The sequence below is a fragment of the Polaromonas hydrogenivorans genome (assembly GCF_040105105.1).
Classification (GTDB): Bacteria; Pseudomonadota; Gammaproteobacteria; order Burkholderiales; family Burkholderiaceae_C; genus Polaromonas; species Polaromonas hydrogenivorans.
In genome coordinates this window covers 3118320-3142760 of the sequence record NZ_CP157675.1, presented here as the reverse complement: position 1 = coordinate 3142760, position 24441 = coordinate 3118320, and the positions used below count along the sequence as shown (strand labels likewise).

Genomic DNA, 24441 nt, shown 5'->3' with positions numbered 1-24441 from the left:
GGCTTCACGCCACCCGGTGGGTTTTGCCCCAAACCCGTGGCAGCCAGCCGCCGGGCGCAACCAGCAAAGACGCAAAGTACAGCGCCCCCGCGCAGCCAATGATGGTCGGCCCCGAAGGCGTGTCCAGGTGGGAGGACAACAGCAGCCCGGCCACGCTGGCGAGCATGGCCTGCGCGCTGGCATTGAGCAGCTGCGCCGGCAGCGTGTCGTGCCACAGCCGGCTCGACACGGCGGGCAGCATCATCAGCCCGACGGCCATCAGGGTGCCCAGCGTCTGGAAACCCGCCACCAGGTTGATGACCACCAGCATCAAAAAGCCTTGCTGCCAGAGCCAGCCGCGCCGCCCGGCAGCGCCCAGGAACACCGGGTCAAAACTCTCCAGCACCAGTCCCCGGTACATCGCGGCCAGCAGCAGCACGCTTGCCGAGGCCACGCCGGCGACCATCAACAGGCCCGGCGTGTCCACGCCCAGCGCGCTGCCGAACAGGATGTGCAGCAGGTCGAGCTGCGTGCCGTGGCCCGAGATCAGCGTCACGCCCAGCGCCAGCGCGACCAGGTAGATGGCCGCCAGGCTGGCGTCCTCCTTGAGCGTGGTGAAGCGCGTGACCAGCCCGGCCAGCGCCGCCACCCCCATGCCCGCCGCCACGCCGCCCAGCGCCATCGCGCTCAGCGACAGGCCGCCCAGCATGAAGCCAATCGCCACGCCCGGCAGCACCGCATGGCTGAGCGCATCGCCCAGCAGGCTCATGCGCCGCAGCGTCAAAAACACGCCCAGCGGCGCGGCGCTGAGCGACAGCGCCAGCGTGGCGACCAGCGCGCGGCGCATGAAGGCGAATTCGGCGAACGGGGAAAAGGCCGCGTCCCACAGCCAGGCGGAGGCGGCTATCATGCCGCCGCTTCCTGCGCGGCCAGCGTGCCGGTGCCGCAGAGTTCGGCGCTCTCGTCCCAGGCTTCGGCCATGGCGCGGGCGCGGCGCAGATTCGGCTCGGTCAGCACCTCGCCGGTGGCGCCCCAGCCGACCAGTTCGCGCGCCAGCAGCAGCGTGCTGGGGAAATACTCGCGCACCAGGTGGTCGTCGTGCAGCACGGCAATCACGGTGCGCCGCTGGCCGTGCCACTGCCGCACCAGCGCCAGCAGGGCGGCGGTGGTCCTGGCATCGACCGCGTTGAACGGCTCGTCGAGCAAGATCAGCTCGGCGTCCTGCACCAGCATGCGGGCAAACATCACCCGCTGCAGCTGTCCGCTGGACAGGCTGCCGATGGAGCGGCGCTCAAATCCTGCGAGTCCCACGGCCTGCAGGGCGGCATCGACCCGGCCGAGCATGGAGCGGTTCACGGCGCCCCAGGCCCCGGCGGCGCCCCAGCAGCCCAGCAGCACGCAGTCGCGCACGTCGATCGGAAAGCCGCGGTCGATGTCGGCGATTTGCGGCAGGTAGGCGATGCGCTCGCGCGGTGGCGCTACCGTCAGCGCGCCGCCTTCGATCGGCAGCAGGCCGACGATGCTCTTGAGCAGCGTGCTTTTGCCCGAGCCGTTCGGCCCGACCACGGCGGTCAGCGAGCCGGGCGCGAAGCTGCCGCTGATGTGGTGCAGCGCCGGATGCTGGCGGTAGCTGACCGTCAGGTTGCGCAGCGACACCATCGCCTCCGGGGTTACCACGGCGCGGCCTCCAGAGCGGCCCAGGCCACCGCCAGCCACAAGAGCGCCACGGCCGGCAGCACCGCCAGCACCCGCAGCCATGCCGGCCAGGCCAGTACGGAGGTGCCGGAATGGCGGGAGCGAGGCAAGGAAGAGAGGGGCGGGCGCATGTAAATATCCAAAAAGAAGACGGCAGGGTAACCACAAGTTGCGGTAATAATGCAACCTGATTGCGATAATAACGAGTGTAACGCAACTGAATTGCATTAAAAAATTGAGTGAAGGTCCATCCATGGCATCCATCCATCCTCCCGAATCCGGCGCCCTCGACCCCATCGACGCGCTGCTGTCGGCCCACGGCCTGCGGCGCACGGCGGCGGCGCGGCGGGTGCTGGGCTGGCTGCTGGCCCATCCGGACACCACTTACACCCATGCGCAATTGCAGATGGCGCTCAGCGGTGAAGGTGAAGGCGAAGGCCCGTCGGCGCTGGACCGCGTCACGCTGTACCGGCTGATTGACCGCCTGACGCAGGTCGGCCTGCTGCTGTGCCGTGTCGATGCCAGCCGGGTGCGCCGCTACCAGGCCATGCCCACCAGCGTGCATGCCCTGCCGCACTTTGAATGCCAGAGCTGCCACCGCGACAGCCCGCTGGCCGGCGCCCTCATGGCCAATGCCGACGACCTGGAGCGCGCCGCGCAGTCCGCGCTGGCCGCCCTCAAGGCGCTGGGCTACCAGGGCCTGAGCATGGACTTCGCGGTGCGCGGCGTCTGCGCCGACTGCGCCACCAGCCCCCCGGAAGCCGTACTGTGATCCGCACGCGGCAGCTTGCCTACCGCTACCCCAAGGGGCCGGCGCTGGCATTCCCTGATGTGGATGTGCCCCAGGGCGGCGTGCTGCTGCTGGCCGGCCCGTCGGGTTCGGGCAAGTCCACCTGGCTGGCCCTGGCGGCGGGGCTGGTGGGTGCGACGGCCGGGCAGATCGACGTCGCCGGGCAATCGCTGGGGGCGGACGGCACGGCCTTGAAGCAAGGCGCCGCGCTGGATGCCTGGCGCGCCCGGACCATCGGTTTTTTGCCGCAACGACTGCACCTGAGCACCGCGCTGACTGTGCATGACAACCTCGCCATGGCGCAGTGGGCCGCCGGGCAGGCTCAGAACGACAAACTCATCACAGAAGCGCTGGAGGCGCTTGGCGTGCAGGACCTGGCCCTGCGCAAACCCGCGCAGCTCTCGGGCGGCCAGGCCCAGCGCGTCGCGCTGGCGCGCGCGGTGCTGCTGCAGCCGCAGGTGATTCTGGCGGACGAACCGACGGCCAGCCTGGACGACGAGGCGGCGGCCGCCTCGCTGGCGCTGCTGCAGTCAACCGCCCGCTGGGAGGGCGCGACGCTGGTGATTGCGACGCACGATGCCCGCGTGGCCCGGTTTTTTGCCGAAAATCCAAGCAAAAAAGGCCTTTTGCGCATAGTGCTAGGGCGCAAGAAGCTATGAAAACAATAGCATTTTCCTGGCGCTACCTGTGGTCGCGGCCGCTTGCGGCGGCGCTCAATTTGCTGCTACTCAGCCTCGGGCTGGCGTCGATCACGTTCTTGCTGCTGGTCAGCCACCAGATCAACAGCGCCTTCGAGCGCGACCTGGCCGGCATCGACGTGGTGGTCGGCGCCAAGGGCAGCCCGATGCAGTTGATTTTGTCGGGCGTGTTCCAGCTCGACGTGCCCACCGGCAATGTTCCGCTGGCCGCCGTCAAGGCGCTGCAGCTTCATCCGCAGGTCGCCAAAGTCATTCCGATCAGCATGGGCGATAGTTTCCGGGGCTTCCGGATTGTCGGCACCACGCCTGACTATGTCAGCCACTACGGCGCCGAACTGGCGCAGGGCGTGCTCTGGACCGCGCCGATGCAGGCCGTGCTGGGCGCGCGCGTGGCGCAGCAAAGCGGCTTGAAAATCGGCGACACCTTCACCGGCACGCACGGCCTGGCGCCCGGCGGCCACGCGCACGGGCAGAGTCCGTACACCGTCACCGGCATCTTGGCGCCCAGCGGCTCGGTGCTCGACCGGCTGGTGCTCACGCCTACCGAGTCGGTCTGGCAGGTGCATGAAACCGACACCGCGCTGGACGACGAAGACCGCAAGGTCATGGAGGACGAGCGCGAGGTGACGCTGGCGCTGATCCAGTACAACACGCCGCTGGCGGCGGTGACGTTTCCGCGCTTCATCAACACCACCACCGAGATGCAGGCCGCCGCCCCGGCGCTGGAAATCACCCGCCTGCTGAGCATGGTGGGCGTGGGCATCGACGTGCTGCGCGCGCTGGCCGGCGTGCTGCTGCTGACGGCGGCCTTGAGCGTGTTCATCGCGCTGTGGAGCGCCGTGCGCGAGCGCCGCGCCGACCTGGCCCTGCTGCGCATGCTGGGCGCGCCGCCGCGCAAGGTGGCCGGCCTGCTGCTGTGCGAGGCGCTCTGGCTGGCTCTGCTGGCGAGCGTGCTCGGCGTGCTGTCCGGGCAGGGGCTGACGGCGCTGCTCGGTTGGGCGCTGCAGCTTGAACAATCGGTGTTGATCGGCGCGCTGTCGTGGCCGGCCCTGCTGGCCGGCGTGCCGGCGCTGGCCCTGGGTGTGGCGCTGGCGTCCGCACTGCTGCCGGCCTGGGAGGCCTACCGGGTCAGCGTGTTCGAACTTCTTCAATCAAGGTAAAACCTCTCATGAAAAACCTCAATTTATTTAAAAAAATGCTGCTGGCGCCCGCTGTCATTGCGCTAAGTGCTACGTTTTCAGTAGCGTTCGCGCAGCACGCCGACAAGGAAACCCAGGAAGACATCCAGCGCCACCGGGCCATGGCCGCCGCCCATGAGGCCGCCGCCAAATGCCTCGAATCGGGCAAAAAAGACGAGGTGTGCGAGAAAGAGCTGCAGACCGCTTGCAAAGGCCTGGCCATCGGCAAATACTGCGGCATGAAACACGTCCACTGAGCGCGGCAACGGCTTGAGCGCAACTTCGCTGAATTTCTGGAGCATGGCATGAAGCACTCTTTTTCCTCCGGGCGTTTGAGCCGCCTGACGGCGTTCGGCCTGGGCGCGGCGTGTGGCCTGATTCTGGCGAGTACCGGCGCGCTTGCGCAAGCGCCGTCCTCGCCGGCGGCGGGCGGCGGCCCGAAATCCGCAGTGCCCGCCGCGCCGGGCCTTGGCGTGCCGATGGGGCAGGGCGCCGGCGTGCATGGCGCCAACAGCCCTTTTGCGCCGCTCTCGGCCCGGGCCGATGTGGTGCCGTGGTCGGTACTCACCGAGGTCAAGGTCAAGGCTGAAAAAAACAGGATCATTCCGGTGTTCAGCCTCAAGCAGCTGACCCTGCACCAGAAAACCCAGCGCATCCAGGGTTTCATGATGCCGCTGGAGCCGGGCGCGACGCAGCGGCATTTTCTGCTGTCGTCGGTGCCGCTCACCTGCGCGTTCTGCCTGCCGGGCGGACCCGAAAGCATGGTCGAGGTCAAGAGCAAAACGCCGGTCAAGTACAGCATGGAGCCGGTGGTGGTCGAAGGCCGCTTCCTGGTCCTGAATGACGACGCCTTCGGCATGTACTACCGCATCACCGACGCGACCAGCGTCAAGTGAGTTGAGCTTGTCCCTGGCCTGATGGCCTGGACCGAAGGAGCGAACCAGGCACGCAAACGGCGGGCAGCAGCCTAAAAGCGAAGATAAGCGCAGGCTAAGATTGCCGCGATGAATCAGCTTGTCGTTGTGTCCCTGCTGCCGGTGGTCTTGCTGATTGCTTCGGGTTTCATGGCGGGCCGCGCAGGCTGGATCAGGCCCGTGGCGATCAAGGACCTGTCCAGCCTGGTCTTTTTGCTGCTCACGCCGGCGCTGCTGTTTCGCACCATGAGCCAGGTGCATGTCGAGCAGCTCGACTTCAAGCCGGTGGCCGCGTATTTCCTGGCGGTCATCATCCTGTTTGGGGCTACCCTGCTGCTGCAGGGCTTCAACCGCCGCGCGGCCGTGCTGGCGCTGGCCAGCACCTTTTCCAACACGGTGATGATCGGCATCGCGCTGATCGGCCTGATGTACGGGCCTGCCGGGCTGGTCACGCTGCTGACGCTGGTGTCGGTGCATTCGCTGCTGCTGCTGACCAGTGCGACCCTGGTACTGGAACTGGCCGTTGCCCGCGAGCAAAAGCAGGGCTTCGCTGACGGACTCGGCGGGCTGGCGCACACGCCGCACCATCCGCTCGCCACGGTGCTGATGGCCGTCAGGAACGCCTTGCTGCATCCGGTGCCGCTGCCCATCATCGCCGGCTTGCTGTTCGCCCAGACCGGCTGGGCCATTCCTGCGGTCATCGACAAGCCGCTGGAGTTGCTGGCCAATGCCTTCGGCCCGCTGGCGCTGGTGCTGGTCGGCGTGATGCTGGCCCATACGCCGGTCGGCAGGCACTGGCGCCCGGCGCTGGCGCTGGCCGGCGTCAAGAACCTGCTGCATCCGCTGCTGGTGTTTGGCCTGTGCCGTCTGCTGGGCGTGGGCGGCCTGCCCATGACGGTGATGGTGGTGGCCGCAAGCCTGCCGATTGGCGCGAATGTGTTTTTGTTTTCGCAGCGCTACCAGGTGGCCGAAGAACTGATTACCGCCAGCGTGGCCGTGTCCACCGCGCTGGCCTTGCTGAGCCTGACCTTGGTGCTGCTGCTGGTCGGGCCGGCAGCCTGAGTCGCCGTCGCGCTGCCGGCCCGGTGCTTCGCTGGCCAGCCCCATGCCGCTGCGCTGATCTGTACAAAGGTGTTCCTCCCTGCGGCCATCCCGCAGAAACGAGCCTGCATTCGGCTCACCGGGCCGCAAAGTCATCGCGGTTAAACTCCCCGCAGTTACAAAAACGTCATATTTCTGTCATATTTCTGAGGATCAAGCATGCTGTTCAGCAAGTTGTTGCCGCGCGAAGGCAATTTTTTCGAGATGTTCGACCAGCATGCCGGCCACATCGTGCAAGCCGCCCATGCCTTTTCCAAGATGGTTGCCAACTACAGCGATGTGGAGCAACGCAATATCCATCACAAGGAAGTCGATGACGCCGAGCGCGCCGCCGACCGCGTCACGCATGAAGTCAGCCGTGTGCTGCACAAGACCTTCATCACGCCGATTGACCGTGACCAGATCCACCAGCTGATCAACACGCTGGACGACGTGGCCGACCTGATCCAGGATTCGGCCGAAACCATGGCGCTGTACGACGTGCGCCACATGACCGAGGACATCCTGCGGCTGACCGACTTGAGCGTCAAGTGCTGCGAGCGGCTCAAGGACGCGGTGGGCCTGATTGGCAAGGTGCGCGATGCCGCGACCGCCGAAGCCACGCTCAAGACCTGCGCGGAAATCGACCGGCTCGAATCCGACGCCGACCACGTCATGCGTTCGGCCATGAGCCGGCTGTTTCGCGAGGAACCCGATGTGCGCGAACTCATCAAGCTCAAGGCGGTGTACGAACTGCTGGAAACCATCACCGACAAGTGCGAGGATGCGGCCAACCTGATCGAGGGCATCGTCCTCGAAAATTCCTGATCGTCCCCGGCGACTGAACTTTAGATTTTTCAATGCAAACTGCACAGACCGCCCTCTGGGTCGTGGCCCTGCTCGTCTTCATGGCCATCGCCTTTGACTTCATGAACGGCTTTCACGATGCCGCCAATTCGATTGCCACGGTGGTGTCCACCGGCGTGCTCAAGCCCGGCCATGCCGTGGTGTTTGCCGCCGGCTTCAACCTGCTGGCCCTGTTCATCTTTCACCTCAGCGTGGCCGCCACGGTCGGCAAGGGCATTGTCCAGCCCGGCATCGTCGATACGCACGTCGTGTTCGGCGCGCTGATGGGCGCCATTGCCTGGAACATCGTGACCTGGATCTACGGCATTCCCAGCAGCTCCTCGCATGCGCTGATCGGCGGCATCGTGGGCGCGGTGATCGCCAAGTCCGGCCCCAGCGCCCTGGTTGCGGGCGGCATCGCGAAAACCGTCGCCTTCATTTTCATCTCGCCGCTGCTGGGTTTTTTGCTCGGCTCGCTGATGATGGTGGCCGTGTCCTGGATCTGCCTGCGCACCACGCCGTCCAAGGTGGACCGCTGGTTTCGCCGCCTGCAGCTGGTTTCGGCCGGCGCCTACAGCCTGGGTCACGGCGGCAACGATGCCCAGAAAACCATCGGCATCATCTGGATGCTGCTGATCGCCACCGGCTACACCGCTGCGGGCGATGCGGCGCCGCCCACCTGGACGATTGTGGTTTGCTACGCGGCGATTGCCGCCGGCACCATGTTCGGCGGCTGGCGCATCGTCAAGACCATGGGCCAGAAGATCACCAAGCTCAAGCCGGTGGGCGGTTTCTGCGCGGAAACCGGCGGCGCCATCACGCTGTTCCTGGCGACCATGCTGGGCATTCCGGTCTCGACCACCCACACCATCACCGGCGCCATCGTCGGCGTAGGCTCCACCCGGCGGGCTTCGGCCGTGCGCTGGGGCGTGGCCGGCACCATCGTCTGGGCCTGGATTTTCACCATTCCGGCGGCGGCTTTGGTGGCGGCTGTGGCTTACTGGATCAGTTTGCTGCTGTTTTGAGGGGCAAAAGACGACGCGACTTCCACCGCTTCAAGAGTGCATAAGGGGCGTCCAGCCAATGCCGATTCAATGATGGCGCAATGTTGATATGTAACACAAAGTAGGGAGAATTAAAGGGCCGTGCTATTACGGCTGTTCGGGAGAATGAAGTGAAAATAGGTATTTCGTTAATATTTGCAGGCTTGGCGGCAATAAGTGCCGGGAATGCATTGGCAGCATCCCCTCGCTACGACTGGGTGGTCAGCCAGATGTACAGCTATAACCACCCGCTTGCAGCGCAATTGCCAGGCGAATTGCAAACCAAGATGCAGAAAATGAGTGTCTCGCCATTTGCCTTTTATCGGGGCACCGCGCACATGTTCTATTCGGATATGGCGACCAGGCCGGCTTCGCTCTACACCAATTATTCGACTTCGCAAACCTGGCTGAATGGCGACATGCATTTGAGCAATATGGGTGGTTTCCAGGATGCGAATGGAAATTTTGTTTACGATACCAATGATTTTGACGAAGGCTACTGGGGTCAATACACATGGGATTTGCGCCGGATGTGCGCAAGCATCATGATTGCAGCCAAGGAAAATGGCATTGCGAGTTCCGACAGACAGCAGCTGGTGCGAGATTTTCTCGACAACTACTTTAATAAAATCAGTGAATTCCGGGGCACCGATGCGGAACTGGGTTATCGCCTGACCACCAGCAATACCAGCGGCGCTGTCAAGGACACCATTCAGCTATCGGCTGGACAGACGCGCAGCGCCTTGCTGACAAAATACACATCGCTGGTCAACAGCGTGCGGGTATTGCAGACCACCAGCGAGTTGCAGGCAGTGCCAAGTGCAACCTACAGCGCCATTCAGTCCGCTGTCGCCAGTTATGTCAATACCATCCCCAGCGCCAAGCGTTATGCGGCCAGTTATTACACCGTCAAGAGCGTGCGCCTGAAGCTGGGCTCCGGCATTGGAAGCCTGGGACGTTATCGCTACTATGTCCTGATCGAAGGCCCTGGCACTTCCCAGAGCGACGACGTTATCCTGCAGGTGAAGCAAGAGGGTGCCAGTGTTGTGGCGGCTGCTGTTCCCGGCAATTTTCCTGCCTCGGCATATGAATACCATGAAGGCGAACGAGCGGTCAAGAGCATGAAGGCCAATCTGTCGAATACCGACCTGCTGACTGGATGGACCAGCATTGGTGGAGCGCCTTATCTGGTCCGGGAAAAGTCTCCCTATGAGGCTGATTTTGACTATACAAAATTAAGCTCATACGGCAGTTTCTCGACGGCGGTTCAATACATGGGGAAGGTCATCGCGAAAAACCACGCATCGGCAGATAAAGACTACGATGCCACGCTGAATCCCTACAGCATCGACAAGGAAATTGACGACGCCGTGACCAACAAAAAGTCAGAGTTCAAGGATGAAATGGTTCTGTTTGCGACTGATTATGCAGCGCAGGTTGAGCTGGATTATCAAAGCTTCAAGAACGCTTATACCAGCGGCGTGCCCTTGTATTGATGAGTTGAGAAGGCCGGGATGAATATTCGGCCGGTATGCCCTGCGCTGTGACGATGGCGTTTGGCAGGCCAATGTCCGAGCAATGTCCGAATCAAGCCGGCCCGCAAAACGGGTTCGGCTTGAATAATTCACCAATCCTCCTTCACAGCCAAAACAGCATCCTTCCCCGCCGCCGCGCGCCCGGCCAGCCAGGCGGTCAGCGTGCCTGCCGCCACCACCGCCGCGCACAGCAGCAGCAATCGCTCCCACGGCACGCGCAAATCCATGGTCCAGTGAAAGCTTTGCGGGTTGACGACAAACACCAGCACGGTCGATACCGCTAAGCCCAGCACCAGGCCGGCAAACGCGCCAATCACCGTCCAGGCCGCGCCTTCGCCGGCGACCACGGTCAGGATTTGCCGCCGCGTCAGTCCCAGGTGCGCCAGCAGGCCGAATTCCTTGCGCCGCGCCAGCACCTGCGCGCTGAAGCTGGCCGCCACGCCGAACAGGCCAATCGCAATCGCCACGCCCTGCAGCCAGTAGGTCACGGCAAAGCTGCGGTCGAAAATTCTCAGGGAAGTGGCGCGGATCTGGCTGACCGAGGCCATCTCCAGCAGTGCGCCACCGCCTGACTGCGCATCGGCCAGGCCGCGTATCGACTGCTGCACCTCGGCGTCGGCTACCTTGCCGTTGAGCCACAGCGCCAGGTCGTTGACGCGCCGGTCGCCGCTCAGGCGCTCGAAATCGCGCTGGTCCAGGGTGATGGCGCCAAACTGGCGTGCATAGTCGCGCCACACGCCGGCCACGTAGAATTTTTGGTTTGCTATTAAATCAGTAGCTGCTGGTGCCCGTCCCGCTTGCGCAAAAGCACTAAAAGCCTGTGAAAGTGGCACAAACACCGTGCCGGGCCGGGCGCCGTACAGGTCCACCATCGCCTCGCTCACGTAGATGCCGATCTGCCCGGCTGGCACCAAGAGCGCCTCGCCGACCAGCGGCAGGGCAGTGGCCGGGTCGTCGATGGGCCGCGAAATCAAGGTGACGGCGGGCTTGCCGGCATCCAGCAGCAAAGGCATCGAGCGCAGCGTGCCGACCCGCGCCACGCCGGGCAGGCGGGCTAGCGCCTGCACGAACTCGGGCGAAAAGTAAGCCGTGTCGCTGGCCGCGCTGCTCAGCGTGGAGCGCACATACAGGTCGGCGGGCAGCACCACATCGAGCCAGTGCGTGACCGAGTCGCGAAAGCTCGCCACCATCACCGTCAGCGCCACCGCCAGGCTGAGCGAGGCGACCACGCCGCTGACAGCCACGGCCGCGCTTTCACGCACCCGGCGCGCCCGCTCGACCGCCAGCATCGGCAACAGGCGATGCGCTACCCACGGGCTGAGCCGGTCGTAGAGCAGCGTGATCAGCCACGGCAGCGCGGTGATGCCGCCGACCAGCAGCAGCGCGACCGAAAAGTAGGCTGCCAGCGGAATGCCGAAGAGCGGCGGCAGCATCGCGAGCACAACGCCAGCGGCGATCAATAACAGGCTCAGCCAGCGGCCAGAACCGGCGCCGGGCGCCAAGCCCAGCCCCTTGAGGGTTTGCGCGGGCGGCAGTTTTTGCGCCGCTCGCGCCGGCCACCAGCCGCCCACGCCGGCTGCCGCGACGCCGAGCGCGCCGTAAGTCAGCGCTGCTGCGCTGCTCCATTGCAGCGTCGGCGCGACGCCGGAAAAATAGCCGCCGCCCAAATCCCCGCCCAGCAGCCGCAGCGCCAGCGTCGCCAGTGCCGTGCCCAGCGCAATGCCGGCCAGACTGCCGACAATCCCCAGCGCCAGCGATTCGATCAGCACCAACTGCAGGCGCTCGCGTCCGGTCAGCCCCAGCACTCCGAGCAGCGCAAACTGCTGCGCCCGCTTGGCCACGCTCAGCGACAGCACCGAGAACACCAGAAACGCGCCGGTGAACAGCGCCACCAGCGCCAGCACCGTGAGGTTGACGCGGTAGGCGCGCGACAGGTTGCTGACGCGCTCGGCGGCGTCGCCCGGCGCGGTGGCGGTGATGCCGGGCGGCAATTGCAGGGATTCGATAAAACTGCGCGTGTCCACGCCGGCCTTCAGGCGCACGTCGATGCGCGAGAGCTGGCCCGCGCGGCCGAACATATCCTGCGCCGCGCCGATGTCCATCACCGCCAGCGGCCCGCCGCCGGCGTTCACGCTGCCCGCGACCGTGACGCTGCGCAGTTGCAAGCCGTCCTGCAGCTGCAGGCGGCCGGTGGCGAAGACCTGGCGCGCCGCCGGGTTGAGGAACACCGTGCCCGGCAGGAACAGCGCCATCCGCTCCGCGCCCTTGAAGGGCACCGGCATCAAGCCCGGCGCCACCGACGCCACGGCCAGCGCATCGACGCCGATGATGCGCAGCGGCTGGCGCTTGCCCTTGTCGCCCTGGTCGTCGAGCGCATAGGTCGAGATTTCCAGCACCGGACTGGCCATGGCCACCTGGCCGCTGTTGGCCACGCGCGCGTACAGGGCTTCGTCAAAACTGCCTTGCACCGCCCGCAGTTCGAGGTCGGGCTGGCCGTTGACGGCGCGCACCGCCTGCGAAAACTCGCTGAGCGCCGAGGCATTGATCAGGTGCACCGAGAATGCCAGCGCCACGCCCAGCATCACCGCCACGACGGCGGCGGCATTGCGCCACGGATGGTGGCGAAGTTCTTGCCAGGAAAAGGTCTGGAGCAGGGCGCGCATGCGGCTGATTTTTCTCGGCCTCAGTCAGAAATGCCGGTGCTGCTCAGGTGCAGCACCCGGTCGGCGCGCGCTGCGGCGGCGACTGAATGTGTCACCAGCACCATCGCCGCGCCGTGCTCGCGGGTCTGGGCGATCAGCGCATCCATCACCTTGGCCGCCGTGGCCGGGTCGAGGTTGCCGGTCGGCTCGTCGGCCAGCAGCAGGCCGGGCCGGTGCACCAGCGCCCGCGCAATCGCCACGCGCTGCAGCTGCCCGCCGCTCAACTGCTGCGGCAGGCGCGCGCCGAGTCCGCCCAGGCCCACGGCCTCCAGCAAGGCTTGCACGCGCGCGTCGTCGGGCTGGCCCAGCAGCAGCAACGGTAGCGCGACGTTTTGCGCCACGTCCAGGTGCGGCAGCACATGAAAGGCCTGGAACACAAAGCCGACATGGCGGCGGCGCAGCAGCGCGCGCTCATCGTCGCTCATTCGCCCCAAGTCGGCGCCATTGAGCGTGACCGTGCCTTCGTCCCAGCTGTCGAGCCCGGCCATGCAGTTGAGCAGCGTCGATTTGCCGACGCCCGACTCGCCGACGATGGCGACGAATTCGCCGGGCGCCACGCTAAGGCTGACCTGGCTAAAGACGGCGGTGTCGCCGTAGCGCTTGCCGAGCTGGCTGATTCTCACGCTCATTGGAACGCTTTGGTCCGGGCTTTCACCAGGTCAAGCACCTGCTCAAGCGCCGTCGGGTCGTCGCAGGCCACCACGCGCCGCTGCGGCATGGAGCGCAGCCAGGTGATCTGCCGCTTGGCGAGCTGGCGCGTGGCAAAAACGCCCTTGTCGCGCAACTCGCTCATGGGGCTGGTGCCGTCCAGGGCTTCCCAGGCCTGGCGGTAGCCGACGCAGCGCATGGCCGGCAAATCGGGCGTCAGGTCGCCGCGCGCGCGCAAGGCCCTGACTTCATCGACAAAACCCGCCGCCAGCATGGCATCAAAACGCTGGGCGATGCGGCCGTGCAGCCAGGCGCGATCCGTCGGTTCAAGGGAGATAAGGGTTGCTGCGCTTGCTCCGCCTGCGTTGTCAGCTATGTTTTTGCTAGCGTTTCGCTGCTGGAAGAATGACAGCGGCTGGCCCGACACGCGAAACACTTCGAGCGCCCGCGAAATGCGCTGCGAATCGTTGGGCGCCAGCCGCGTGGCCGTGACCGGGTCCACCTGCGCCAGCTCGGCATGCAGCGCCGGCCAGCCTTTTTCAGCGGCTTGAACAGCCAGCACGGCGCGCACCGCCGCATCGGCGGCAGGCATCTCATCCAGGCCGTCGAACAGCGCCTTGAAGTACAGCATGGTGCCACCGACCAGCAGCGGCAGCCTGCCGCGCGCGCTGATCTCCGCGATCAGGCGCTGCGCGTCCAGCACGAACTCGGCCGCGCTGTAGGCATGCAGCGGGTCGCGGATGTCGATCAGGTGATGCGGCACGGCGGCCAGCTCTTCAGCGCTGGGCTTGGCCGTGCCGATGTCCATGCCGCGATAGACCAGGGCTGAATCGACGCTGATGATCTCGACCGGGCAGCTGTCGGCGTAGTGCCGGGCAATCGCCAGCGCGGCAGCGGTTTTGCCCGACGCGGTGGGGCCGGCCAGGGCAATATAAGGGATGTTCGGGGGGGATGCGCTGTGCGCCGGTACAAAGGAAACGGACATGCGCCCGAGGCTACCAGAAAGGCGCGCCGGCCCCGGACCCAAGGCCTACCGCTGGGTGACCAGCGTGCCCGCCGCACGGGCGCCGAACAGGTCGGCCAGCGCCACGCGGTATTGCGCCTGCCCGAGCGTGTTGGTGTTGAAGTGCGAGCCGCCCTCGACCAGCACGAAGGCCTTGGGTTGCTGCGCCGCTTCATACAGCTTGCGGCCCAGCGAGGGCAGGATCATGGTGTCTTTCGTGCCATGCACGACCAGCAGCGGCGAGCCCAGGTGGGCCACTTTTTGCACCGACTCGAAAGGCTGGGTAATCAGGGCGCTCAGCGGCAGCCAGCCCCATTTCATGGTGCTGACCACATCGGCAATCGAGGTGAACGTGCCCTCGACAATCGTGCCCGCCTCGTCATGGACGCGCGAGGCCAGTTCGATGGCGACCGCGCCGCCCAGCGAATGGCCGAAGATGTAGCGCGGCTGGCCCGGATAGTGCGCGCCCAGCCAGTTCCAGGCGGCCTGCGCGTCTTCGTAGGCCATGTTTTCAGACGGCAAATCGGGCGAGCTTTTGCCAAAGCCCCGGTAATCGACGGCCAGCACCGAAAACCCGAGTTCCTGCATGCGGCGGATGCGCGGCGCCGAACCCTCGACATTCCAGCGCGCGCCGTGCAGGTACAGCAGCAGCGGGGCCTTGGCGCCGTTCCAGCCGGTTTGCTGTTTGTCGGCCGGCAGCCACAGCCCGTGCAGTTTCACCGGGCGGCCGGTGGTTGTCGAGTCGAAGCCGATCCAGACATTCTGCATGTCCCGCGCCAGCTCGGCGCTGCCGCCCCAGCTGCGGTCGCTGGGCTGGAAGATCCAGCCGCGCTGCTGTTCATCCAGCGTGGCGCAGCCGGCCAGAATGGCGAATGTCAACAGCAGGGTGGAAAGGATGGGCCAGTGTTTCATGAAATGTCCTGATCAGTTTCACCGCAAATAGTTCGCCATCCGGCATTTCCCTAGTGATGGCCCATGGCGCTAGCGCCCGCGCAAAAACAGGCTGTCGAGTTCCTTCAGGCTGAGCTGGCGCCAGGTCGGCCGGCCGTGGTTGCACTGGTCGGAGCGTTCGGTCTCCTCCATCTGGCGCAGCAGGGCGTTCATTTCATCGACGCTCAAGCGCCGGTTGGCGCGCACCGCGCCGTGGCAGGCCATGGTGCCGAGCAGCTCGTTCTGCGCCCGCTGGACCACGGTGCTGGCATCCATCTGCGCCAGTTCGGCCAGCACGCTGCGTGCCAGTTCGACCGCGTCGCCCGCAGCCAGGCTGGTCGGTACGGCGCGCACCGCCAGCGTCCTGGGCGAAAAAGGCGTGATCTCCAGCCCCAGCAGGGCCAGCGTGTCGGTTGAGGCTTCAGCCGTGGCCACTTCCTGCGCCGTGGCGGCAAACGTCGCCGGGATCAACAGGGGCTGGCTGGCGATGCGCGAGGCATCGAACTGGCTTTTCAGCCGCTCATAGACGATGCGCTCGTGGGCCGCATGCATGTCCACGATGATCAGGCCCTGGGCGTTTTCGGCCAGGATATAGACGCCCTGCAGCTGGGCGAGGGCGCGGCCCAGCGGCCAGTCGCCCTGGGGCAGGCTGGCTTCAGGCGACGCGCTGGCCTGCGGGTTTTCCGTGGGGGCAGGGGGCGCGCCCGGCATCGGGCTGATGGGTGCTGTCGGACGGCTTGTTCCCGGCGGCGCCGGCCACAGGGCTTCGAAGTCCGAGACGCGGCTGCCCTGGTTTGCTCTGAAATTGATAGCTGGTTGCGCCCATCCCTGTTGCGCAAACGCCTTGTTTGATTCAAAAATACCGCCAACGGCCGGCTGCACGGCGCTTTCGGCCGCCGGTTTGTCGGCAAGGGCTGCGCCTGCGCGCGGCGCGGCCAGCGCATCCTCGGTCGCGTGACGCACCGCCTGATGCACCTCGCGGCTGTCGCGAAAGCGCACCTCGATCTTGGTCGGATGCACGTTCACATCAATCCGCGCCGGGTCGATCTCCACATACAGCGCATACACCGGCTGGCGCTGGCCGTGCAGCACGTCTTCGTAGGCGCTGCGGGCGGCGTGTGTGAGCACCTTGTCGCGCACGTAGCGGCCGTTGACGTAGGCAAACTGCTGGTCGGCGCGCGCGCGGGCGGCATCGGGAATGCCGGCCCGGCCCCAGACGCGCACGGCGGGCCGGCCATCGGCGCGGCGGGCGCTGCTTTCGTAATGCACGGCAATCGACTGTTCGACGAACTCCGCGCCCAGCACGTCGGCCAGGCGCTGGTCGTGGTGCGGCAGGCTGTGCGCGCTGGCCAATGCGCCGCTGCAGGCGCGCCACTGCTCGACCAGCTTGCCTTCGTGCCAGATGGCAAAGCCCACGTCGGGCCGCACCAGCGCATGGCGGCGCACGGCGTCGATGCAGTGCGCCAGTTCGGTGGCGTCGGTCTTCAGGAATTTGCGCCGGGCCGGCGTGGCGTAAAACAGCTCGCGCACCTCGACGCTGGTGCCGCGCGCGCGGGACGCCGGCTTGATCTCGCCGGTGCGGCCATCTAGCTGCCAGGCATGGTCGGTGTCCAGCGTCCGGGACAGCAGGCTCATGTCGGCAATCGAGTTGATGGCGGCCAGCGCCTCGCCCCGAAAACCCATGGTGCCGACGGCTTCCAGATCCTGCAGCGATGCGATCTTGCTGGTGGCGTGGCGGCGCAAGGCCACCGGCAGATCCTCGCGCGGAATGCCCAGGCCGTCGTCTTCAACCAGAATCAGCCGTACGCCGCCAGCCGACAGGCGCACCGTGACCTGCGTTGCCCCGGCGTCGAGCGCGTTGTCTAGCAGCTCGCGCACCACCGAAGCCGGGCGCTCCACCACCTCGCCAGCCGCGATCTGGCTGATCAGTTCATCGGGAAGGTCACGGATGGGGCGGCGCGCGGCCGGGTCTTGGGGCGTCATGAAGCGCCGATTCTAGGCGCAGCATCGGCTTGCCCGGCCGCCGTTACAGGGGCTCAGGCGGTTCGGCGCGGAAAACGCGCCGGCAAGCATGGGCATCGGGGAAAAGCGCTTGCCAACCTGTCAAAATCCCGTCCATGGAACTAGCTGCCTTTCTCATTGATTTCATCCTGCATGTTGACAAACACCTCGAAACCTTCGTGGCCAGTTATGGCCTGTGGGTTTACGCGCTGCTCTTCGTGATTATTTTTGTCGAGACCGGCGTGGTCGTCATGCCCTTTCTGCCCGGTGACTCGCTGCTGTTCGTCGTCGGTGCGATGTGCGGCGTCGGCCTGATGAGCTATCCGCTGGCCGTGGGCATCCTGTTCGCGGCGGCGGTGCTGGGCGACCAGTGCAACTACTCGATTGGCCGTTCTATCGGACCCAAGGTGTTCCAGTGGGAAGATTCCCGCTTCTTCAACAAAAAAGCCTTCAACCAGGCGCATGCGTTTTACGAGCGCTATGGCGGCGTGACCATCATCGCGGCGCGCTTCATGCCGTTTTTGCGCACCTTTGCGCCGTTCGTGGCCGGCATCTCGCACATGAGCCGTGGCAAGTTCTCGCTGTTCAACCTCGTCGGCGCCGCCTTGTGGGTGGGCGGCATTGTCACCGTTGGCTATGCGTTCGGCAACGTGCCTTTTGTCAAGGCGAACCTGGACAAGATCATCTGGGCGATGATCCTGATTCCCGGCCTGTTCGTGATCGTTGGCGCTTGGCGGGCGCGGCGGCAGGCTGGCGGCGCGCCGGTCCAGCCTTGACGCCTGCGCGACGTTCTGGATGACCATGGTTTCGAGCAAGCTTTCCGCGCTTCGCACCCTGCCCGAGTTGCTGGCCTTTCGCGTGGCGCAGAGTCCGCAGGGCGAGGCCTACCGCGAATTTGATGTGGCCACCGGCCAGTGGAAGGCTACCCGCTGGGCCGAGGCCGGCGGGCGCATCGCGCAATGGAGCCAGGCCCTGGCCGTCATGCAGCTGCCCCGGCAGGCGCGCATTGCCATCCTGCTGCCCAACGGCCTCGATGCCGTGTGCATCGACCAGGCGGCGCTGTCGCGGGGCCTGGTGCCGGTGCCGCTGCATGCCATCGACAACCCCGGCAGCATTGCCTACATCCTGTCGGACTGCGAAGCCTCCATGGTGATGGTGTCGTCCCTCGCGCAGTGGCGCGCCATCGAAGGCGTCGGCCTTGCGCTGCCGGCGCTCAGGCAGGTGGTGGTGACCGCCCCAGAGGCCTTGCCTGCCGATTCTGAAAGCGAAGCTGTGCCGGTGCGCTCGCTGGCCGGCTGGCTGGCGGCGGGGCAGGGCATGCCGGCTGGCGCGCAGCCGCCGGCTGAAGACGAGCTGGCGGCCATCGTCTATACCTCGGGCACCACCGGCAAGCCCAAGGGCGTGATGCTGACGCACCGCAACGTGGTGTCCAACGTGCTGGCCATCCTGGAGCGCGTGGTGCCGACGGCGGGCGACGTGTTTTTGTCCTTCCTGCCGCTGTCGCACACCTTTGAGCGCACGGCCGGCTACTACCTGCCGCTGGCGGTCGGCAGCTGCGTGGCCTATGCGCGCTCTGTGGCGCTGCTGGCCGAAGACCTCAAGAGCGTGTGCCCGACGGTGCTGGTGTCGGTGCCGCGCATCTACGAGCGGGTGTTTGCCAAGCTGCACGAGTCGCTGGCCGGCTCGGCCTTCAGGACGCGTCTGTTCAATGCCGCACAGGCCGTGGGCTGGCGGCGCTTTTGCAAGGCGCAGGGCTTGCCGCTGGCCGCCGGCGAAGACAGCGCCTGGGCGATGCTGGACCCGCTGCTGTGGCCGCTTCTGGACCGTCTGGTGGCGCGCAAGCTGCGGGCGCAGTTTGGTGGGCGGGTGCGCGTGGCCGTCAGCGGCGGCGCACCGCTGTCGCATGCGGTGGCGCGCTGCTTTCTGGGGTTGGGCGTGCCGCTGCTGCAGGGTTACGGCATGACCGAGACCTCGCCGGTGGTGGCGGCCAACGGCGTCGATGACAACGACCCGGCCACCGTGGGCCGCGCGCTGCCCCGCATCGAGGTGCGTATCGGCGACAACCGCGAGCTGCAGGTGCGCGGCCCGTCGGTGATGAAAGGCTACTGGAAGCGCGCCGAGGACACGGCGCGCGTGTTGACGCCGGACGGCTGGCTGTCCACCGGCGACCAGGCCGATATTCAGGACGGCCGCATCCGCATCATGGGCCGCATCAAGGAAATCATCGTCACCTCGACCGGCGAAAAGGTGCCGCCCGGCGATCTGGAACTGGCGATTGCGGTCGATCCGCTGTTCGCGCAGGTGATGGTGGTTGGAGAGAACCGGCCTTTTATTGGCTGCGTGGCGGTGGTCAACAAGGCCGAATGGCAGCGCCTGGCCGCGTCCCTGGGGTTGGACCCTATCGCTGCCGCCAGCTTGAGTCAGCCGGCGGTTCGCAAAGCCGCCTTGGCGCGCATTGCCATCCAGACCCGCGACTTTGCCCGCTATGCTGCGCCGCGCGCCATTTTCCTGACGCTGGAGCCCTGGACGATTGAAAACACCTTCATGACGCCGACGCTCAAGCTCAAGCGCAACAACCTGATGGCCCGCTATGCCGATGAGATTGACGCGATGTACCGTTCGCCAGACCGCAACGGCACTCCAGCCGGATAAGCCTGCGCCTGCCGTCAGGCCGGCTTTGCGCTTCTGGCCTTGATGTTGAAAGGCAAAAAAAGACGACTCCTGAATTTCAGCGAGTCGTCTTTTTTTTGCGTATCAGCCGGACGGGTTGCCCGCCTGCCCCGCCTGGACGGGGGAAACGATTGAATGCTTAGCGTTTTTTGCCGACTTCGTTGCCGATCAAGGCACCGGCGGCCGCGCCACCCACTGTGCCCAGCGTGTTGTCAAATACGGCATTGCCGACAACGCCGCCCACTACAGCGCCGGTTGCCGTGCCGATTTGCGCATTGGTCGGGCTGGTGCCGCAGCCGGTCAGGGCAATCAGCGAAGCGGCGGCGACTGACATCAGGATTTTCGTGTTCATAAATTCACCTTTTCTGTAGATCCAGACTGATTCGTCAGAACCCATCAAGTCTTGAAGTCCCGGCGCAGCCTGTCATCCCAGTCTAATGAGTTGAGGAAAGCCGGACTGTAGGAGTACATCGCCGACCTGTGTCGTATTGTTGCGGATGCAACCGTGGCAGCCAACCCGGCCTACAGGGCGCGGTTGCGCGCCAGTGGGGGATTTTTGGCGAAGTAGCGCGAGATGCCGCGCATCAGCGCATCGGCCAGCTGGATCTGGTAGCCGTCGCTGCGCAGCCGCGCTTCTTCCATCGGGTTGCTGATGAAGGCGGTTTCGACCAGCACGCTCGGAATGTCGGGCGCCTTCAGGACCGCGAAGCTGGCCTGCTCGACCCGGGGCTTGTGCAGCTTGCCGACGTTGCCGATCTCGCCCAGCATGGCGCTGCCCAGCTTCATGCTGTCATTGATCTGCGCCGTGGTGCTCATGTCGAACATCGCGCGCTGCACCTGCGCATCCTTGGCCTTGACATTGATGCCGCCCACCAGGTCGGCTGAATTTTCCTTGTCGGCAATCCAGCGCGCCGCGCTGCTGGACGCGCCTTTTTCGCTCAGCGCGAAGACGCTGGCGCCCTGCGGTGTCTCGGTAAAGAAAGCGTCGGCATGCAGGCTGATGAACAAATCGGCCTTCACGCTGCGCGCCTTTTGCACCCGCACATGCAGCGGAACGAAAAAATCGGCGTCGCGCGTGAGGTAGGCGCGCATGTTGGGCTGCTGGTTGATGCGGTCGCGCAGGCGGTGCGCAATCTGCAGCACCACGTCTTTTTCACGCGTGCCGCCGGGGCCGATGGCGCCGGGGTCTTCGCCGCCATGGCCCGGGTCGAGGGCGACGATGACCAGTCGGTCGGTCTTGTTTCCAAAGTCAGGCGCCGAGTCGCTGCCTGAAAAGCTCGGGGGTTCGGCCTGGGGCCTGGGTGGCGGCAGGTTGACCGGAGGACGCTCTTTTTCCACCGATGCAACCACCGGCGGCCGGGGAATGACCGGCCGGCTGGCGTTGGCGGCGATGCTTGCAGGCGGCACGGCAGCCAAAGGCACGGAAGGCGAAGGCGTGGCAGCGGCCTTGCCCGATTGCTGCGCCATCAGGTTGCCCAGCGGGTCATTGCTGCCCGTGCCGGCAGCGGGATTCGGCGGCGGCGCCGTGGCGGCCATGGCGGGTGGCGGTGCCGTGGGCGCTGCCGGCGCTGGAGCGGCAGCGGCAGGCTTGGCGGTGTTGTCGGCCAGCCGTTCGGCAATCAGCGCTTCCAGCGGGTCCAGCGGCTGCGCCGGGTACAGGTCGAACACCAGTCGGTGCTGGTAGGCGGCCACCGGCGCCAGGCTGAAGACCTGCGGCAGCATGGGTTTTTTCAGGTCCATCACCAGCCGCACCACGCCGGGCGCGTTTTGCCCGACGCGAATGCCCGAGATGTTCGGGTCATCGGACTTGACCTTGGCCACCAGTTCGCGCAGGGCCGGGATCAAATCGATTCCCTCGATATCGACCGCCAGTCGCGGCGGCTCGGGAATGAAGAACTGGCGCGCCTTGATCTCGGTGTCGGACTCGATGGTCAGGCGCGTGTAGTCCTTGGACGGCCAGACGCGCACCGCGACGATGGTCGCGCCCCGCGCGATGTGCTGGGTGCCGAGCAGCAGCACGATGCTGCCCATTTGCAAGGCATGGCGGCGACTCAAACCCTCGGGAGACTTGTTGTTTTTCATTCGAGCAACTCCGCCCCCGTGGGGGTATAGGCCGTCAGGGTGATGGAACGGGACTCATCAGGCAGCATCTCAATCGCCATCACCAGGTCGGGCTGGGGTAAATGATCACCTGCTTTTTCCGGCCACTCGACCAGCTTGAGCCCGGGGCTGGCGAAAATATCGCGAAACCCGGCTTCCTCCCACTCGCGCGGATCGTTGAAACGGTAAAAATCAAAATGCCAGATCAGCAATTCCAGATTGTGGCCCGAGTCAAGACCCGTTGCAGGCAATGTGTAAGCTTCGACAACCGCATATGTGGGGCTTTTGATACGCCCCTGCACACCCAGGCCCTTCAGAAGGTGGCGCACGAAGGTGGTCTTGCCGGCGCCCAGGTCGCCTTGCAGCTCGATCAGCGCGCGGCCGATGGCCGGCCGCCGGGCCAGCGCCCGCGCAAACGATTCGGTGGCGGCCTCGTCTAGCCAGGCCATGTTTTTTACAATCAGCGGATGCCGACCTGCAATCAGTGGAACAGTCATCAATTCATCTCTCACATTCAAACCTGGGCGCGCGAGCTTGGATTTTCGCAAACCGGCATCGCGGGGGTGGACCTGTCATCGGCCGAAACCGGATTATCGGCGTGGCTGGCGGCAGGCTTTCATGGCGGCATGCATTACATGGAAGCGCACGGCCTTAAAAGAGCGCGGCCTGCCGAATTGGTTCCGGGCACGGTCAGCGTCATCACGGCGCGCATGGATTATTTGCCGGCTGCCACGCCGACCCAGCCGGGCGAATGGCAGGCGATGGAGTTCAGCCGCCTGCAGCGGCCTGGCGAAGGCATCGTCTCGGTCTATGCCCGGGGGCGCGACTACCACAAGGTGATGCGCGCCCGGCTGCAAAAGCTCGCTGACCGGATCGGCGAGCATGTCGGGCCGTTCGGCCACCGCGCCTTCACCGATTCGGCCCCGGTGCTGGAGGCCGAACTGGCTTCGCGCAGCGGCCAGGGCTGGCGCGGCAAGCACACGCTGGTGCTCAACCGCGAGGCGGGCTCGATGTTTTTCCTGGGTGAAATTTATGTGGACATTGCGCTGCCGCCCAGCGCGCCGGTGACGGCGCATTGCGGCAGTTGCCGGGCATGCATCGACATCTGCCCGACGCAGGCCATCATTGCGCCGTACCAACTCGACGCACGGCGTTGCATTTCTTACCTGACGATTGAACATGCCGGCCCGATTCCGCTGGAACTGCGCCGCTTGATGGGCAACCGGATCTACGGCTGCGACGACTGCCAGCTGGCCTGCCCGTGGAACAAGTTCGCCCAGCGCAGCAGCCTGCCCGATTTTGACGAGCGCCAGGGTTTGAGCGGCCAGCAACTCGCGACGCTGTTCGGCTGGACCGAAGAAGCGTTTTTGCGCTTCACCGAAGGCAGCCCGATACGCCGCATTGGCCATGAGCGCTGGCTGCGCAACATTGCCGTCGCCATGGGCAATGCCCTGCGCGCAGGCGTTGCGGACGAGGCCGGGCTGCGGGCCAGCCTGCGGAGCCGGGCCGACCACCCGAGTGACGTGGTCCGCGAGCATGTGGCCTGGGCGCTGGGCGAGTGAAGCCGCCAAGGCCGGATTTTTAGCATAAAAATGGCCATTTGCGCTTGATACATATGCATAGTTGGCTATTAATTAAATAGCAAAACAGGCTGGCTGTCCATCAACCGTCACCAACGCAAGAGGCCCAGCGAAAACGGCAAACTCACCACGCCCAGCAGGGTGGACAGGGTCACCAGCCCGGCCACGTAGCCGCCGTTGTAGCCCATGCGCGCTGCCAGCACGTAGGCGCTCGATGCCGTCGGCAGGGCCGAAAAAGCCATCAACACCGTGCTTTGCACGGCAGACAGGCCAAACGCCCGGGTCAGGCTCAGCGCAATCAGGGGCAGCAGGAAATGCCGTATCGACAGCACGGCCACCGCCAGGGTCTTGGCCTGCGACAGGTGGCCAAACTGCATGCCGGCGCCCGCAGCCATCAGGCCCAGCACGATGGACGACGCGCCGATGCGCGACAGCGTCGGCACGGACCAGTCCGGCAGGCTGAAGCCCAGCAGGTTCGCCGCCAGGCCCGAGGCGGTGGCCACAATCAGCGGGTTGCGCACCAGTTCGCGCAGGAAGCCGCGCTGCGCATGCCGGGCCATGGGCCACACCGCCGCCACGTTGAACAGCGGCACGCAGACGCCGATCAGCACCGCGATCAGCTGCAGGCCCTGGCTGCCCGCCAGCCGTTCGGCCAGCGCCAGGCCGATGAAGGAGTTGAAGCGAAAAGCCACCTGGGCACTGGCGGCATGCTCGCGAAGGTCAATATGCCGGCGCAGCCCCGGCAGATAGGGCAGGCTGTAGGCCATCGCAACGCTCGCCAGCCCCAGTGTGAGGCCGGCGCCAATCAGGCTGGAAGTGGCTCCCAGGTCGAGCGGACTCTTGACAATCGACTGGAACAGCAGCACCGGGAATAAAAAGTAGTAAACCAGGCTTTCCACCTGGCCCCAGACCGAGCGGTCCAGCGCGGTATGGCGGCACAGCAGGTAGCCGCACAGGATGAGCGAAAAGTCGGGAAGAAGAAGCTGCGCGTAAATCACCGGGCGAAGAATAACCGCAATCCATCCGGGTTAGCCCTTGTGCGCCCAAGC

The 24441-nt window shown here is 65.5% G+C and carries 24 protein-coding genes; 12 read left to right on the top strand and 12 right to left on the bottom strand.

Translation table 11 applies throughout. The annotated features are described in order from the left end of the window. Window positions 1–4: 4 nt before the first annotated feature. The 3 genes from ABLV49_RS15090 to ABLV49_RS15080 are packed head-to-tail and all read right to left on the bottom strand — an operon-like array spanning window position 5 to window position 1805. Window positions 5–889 (bottom strand): metal ABC transporter permease, encoded by an 885-nt coding sequence (locus ABLV49_RS15090; protein WP_349277664.1) that lies wholly within the window; start codon window positions 887–889, stop codon window positions 5–7. Next, window positions 886–1638, bottom strand: coding sequence for a metal ABC transporter ATP-binding protein (locus ABLV49_RS15085; protein ID WP_349281738.1), 753 nt, complete (start codon window positions 1636–1638; stop codon window positions 886–888). Before ABLV49_RS15085 ends, ABLV49_RS15090 begins: the two co-directional genes overlap by 4 nt. 11 nt (window positions 1639–1649) lie before the next feature. After that, window positions 1650–1805, bottom strand: a complete 156-nt coding sequence (locus ABLV49_RS15080) for a hypothetical protein (protein ID WP_349277663.1) — start codon at window positions 1803–1805, stop codon at window positions 1650–1652. Between the two features lie 122 nt (window positions 1806–1927). Here ABLV49_RS15080 and ABLV49_RS15075 point away from each other — a divergent pair, with 122 nt between their 5' ends. The 9 genes from ABLV49_RS15075 to ABLV49_RS15035 all read left to right on the top strand — a co-directional run bounded on the left by ABLV49_RS15075 (window position 1928) and on the right by ABLV49_RS15035 (window position 9719). Further along, window positions 1928–2446 (top strand): Fur family transcriptional regulator, encoded by a 519-nt coding sequence (locus ABLV49_RS15075; protein ID WP_349277661.1) that lies wholly within the window; start codon window positions 1928–1930, stop codon window positions 2444–2446. Beyond that, on the top strand, window positions 2443–3123 hold the full coding sequence (locus tag ABLV49_RS15070) for an ABC transporter ATP-binding protein (protein ID WP_349277659.1): 681 nt from the start codon (window positions 2443–2445) through the stop codon (window positions 3121–3123). The genes ABLV49_RS15075 and ABLV49_RS15070 overlap by 4 nt, the downstream gene beginning before the upstream one ends. Beyond that, window positions 3120–4322 (top strand): ABC transporter permease, encoded by a 1203-nt coding sequence (locus ABLV49_RS15065; RefSeq protein WP_349277657.1) that lies wholly within the window; start codon window positions 3120–3122, stop codon window positions 4320–4322. Before ABLV49_RS15070 ends, ABLV49_RS15065 begins: the two co-directional genes overlap by 4 nt. Before the next feature lie 8 nt (window positions 4323–4330). After that, window positions 4331–4597, top strand: coding sequence for a hypothetical protein (locus tag ABLV49_RS15060; RefSeq protein WP_349277655.1), 267 nt, complete (start codon window positions 4331–4333; stop codon window positions 4595–4597). A 48-nt stretch (window positions 4598–4645) separates the two neighbouring features. Then, window positions 4646–5236, top strand: coding sequence for a DUF3299 domain-containing protein (locus ABLV49_RS15055; RefSeq protein WP_349277653.1), 591 nt, complete (start codon window positions 4646–4648; stop codon window positions 5234–5236). A gap of 108 nt (window positions 5237–5344) precedes the next feature. Then, entirely contained in the window at window positions 5345–6316 is a 972-nt protein-coding gene (locus ABLV49_RS15050; RefSeq protein WP_349277651.1) for an AEC family transporter, read from the top strand. 198 nt (window positions 6317–6514) lie between these two features. Continuing rightward, window positions 6515–7162: a DUF47 domain-containing protein gene (locus ABLV49_RS15045; protein WP_349277649.1), complete on the top strand. Its 648-nt coding sequence runs from the start codon at window positions 6515–6517 to the stop codon at window positions 7160–7162. Window positions 7163–7194: 32 nt separating this feature from the next. Then, complete coding sequence (locus ABLV49_RS15040; protein WP_349277647.1) at window positions 7195–8205, top strand: inorganic phosphate transporter; 1011 nt, start codon at window positions 7195–7197, stop codon at window positions 8203–8205. Window positions 8206–8354: 149 nt separating this feature from the next. Beyond that, complete coding sequence (locus tag ABLV49_RS15035; RefSeq protein ID WP_349277645.1) at window positions 8355–9719, top strand: DUF2252 domain-containing protein; 1365 nt, start codon at window positions 8355–8357, stop codon at window positions 9717–9719. A gap of 128 nt (window positions 9720–9847) precedes the next feature. Here ABLV49_RS15035 and ABLV49_RS15030 read toward each other — a convergent pair whose 3' ends face one another. From ABLV49_RS15030 to mutL, 5 genes are all read right to left on the bottom strand, one after another. Beyond that, window positions 9848–12421, bottom strand: coding sequence for an FtsX-like permease family protein (locus tag ABLV49_RS15030; protein WP_349277643.1), 2574 nt, complete (start codon window positions 12419–12421; stop codon window positions 9848–9850). A 20-nt stretch (window positions 12422–12441) separates the two neighbouring features. Continuing rightward, complete coding sequence (locus ABLV49_RS15025; protein WP_349277641.1) at window positions 12442–13089, bottom strand: ABC transporter ATP-binding protein; 648 nt, start codon at window positions 13087–13089, stop codon at window positions 12442–12444. Next, window positions 13086–14093, bottom strand: coding sequence for a tRNA (adenosine(37)-N6)-dimethylallyltransferase MiaA (gene miaA / locus ABLV49_RS15020; protein WP_349277639.1), 1008 nt, complete (start codon window positions 14091–14093; stop codon window positions 13086–13088). Before miaA ends, ABLV49_RS15025 begins: the two co-directional genes overlap by 4 nt. 45 nt (window positions 14094–14138) lie before the next feature. Continuing rightward, window positions 14139–15023 carry an alpha/beta hydrolase gene (locus ABLV49_RS15015; RefSeq protein ID WP_349277637.1) on the bottom strand — a complete coding sequence of 295 codons (885 nt, stop codon included), beginning with the start codon at window positions 15021–15023 and terminating at the stop codon, window positions 14139–14141. Window positions 15024–15092: 69 nt separating this feature from the next. Beyond that, window positions 15093–17024: a DNA mismatch repair endonuclease MutL gene (mutL, locus tag ABLV49_RS15010; RefSeq protein ID WP_349277635.1), complete on the bottom strand. Its 1932-nt coding sequence runs from the start codon at window positions 17022–17024 to the stop codon at window positions 15093–15095. Between the two features lie 134 nt (window positions 17025–17158). On the opposite strand from mutL, the gene ABLV49_RS15005 reads away from it, so the two are divergent. After that, window positions 17159–17818, top strand: coding sequence for a DedA family protein (locus tag ABLV49_RS15005; protein ID WP_349277633.1), 660 nt, complete (start codon window positions 17159–17161; stop codon window positions 17816–17818). 19 nt (window positions 17819–17837) lie between these two features. Continuing rightward, window positions 17838–19694: an AMP-dependent synthetase/ligase gene (locus ABLV49_RS15000; protein ID WP_349277631.1), complete on the top strand. Its 1857-nt coding sequence runs from the start codon at window positions 17838–17840 to the stop codon at window positions 19692–19694. 157 nt (window positions 19695–19851) lie between these two features. Here the strand turns inward: ABLV49_RS15000 and ABLV49_RS14995 are convergent, their stop codons facing one another. From ABLV49_RS14995 to tsaE, 3 genes are all read right to left on the bottom strand, one after another. Then, a complete protein-coding gene (locus tag ABLV49_RS14995) occupies window positions 19852–20064 on the bottom strand; it encodes a glycine zipper 2TM domain-containing protein (RefSeq protein WP_349277629.1) in 213 nt (70 codons plus the stop codon). Between the two features lie 170 nt (window positions 20065–20234). Then, a complete protein-coding gene (locus ABLV49_RS14990; RefSeq protein WP_349277627.1) occupies window positions 20235–21794 on the bottom strand; it encodes an N-acetylmuramoyl-L-alanine amidase in 1560 nt (519 codons plus the stop codon). Next, window positions 21791–22309 (bottom strand): tRNA (adenosine(37)-N6)-threonylcarbamoyltransferase complex ATPase subunit type 1 TsaE, encoded by a 519-nt coding sequence (tsaE, locus tag ABLV49_RS14985; protein WP_415838021.1) that lies wholly within the window; start codon window positions 22307–22309, stop codon window positions 21791–21793. The genes ABLV49_RS14990 and tsaE overlap by 4 nt, the downstream gene beginning before the upstream one ends. Here tsaE and queG point away from each other — a divergent pair. Continuing rightward, complete coding sequence (gene queG / locus ABLV49_RS14980; protein ID WP_349277623.1) at window positions 22280–23374, top strand: tRNA epoxyqueuosine(34) reductase QueG; 1095 nt, start codon at window positions 22280–22282, stop codon at window positions 23372–23374. The genes tsaE and queG overlap by 30 nt on opposite strands. A gap of 107 nt (window positions 23375–23481) precedes the next feature. Here the strand turns inward: queG and ABLV49_RS14975 are convergent, their stop codons facing one another. Continuing rightward, window positions 23482–24390, bottom strand: a complete 909-nt coding sequence (locus ABLV49_RS14975; protein WP_349277622.1) for an AEC family transporter — start codon at window positions 24388–24390, stop codon at window positions 23482–23484. Window positions 24391–24441 lie beyond the last annotated feature (51 nt).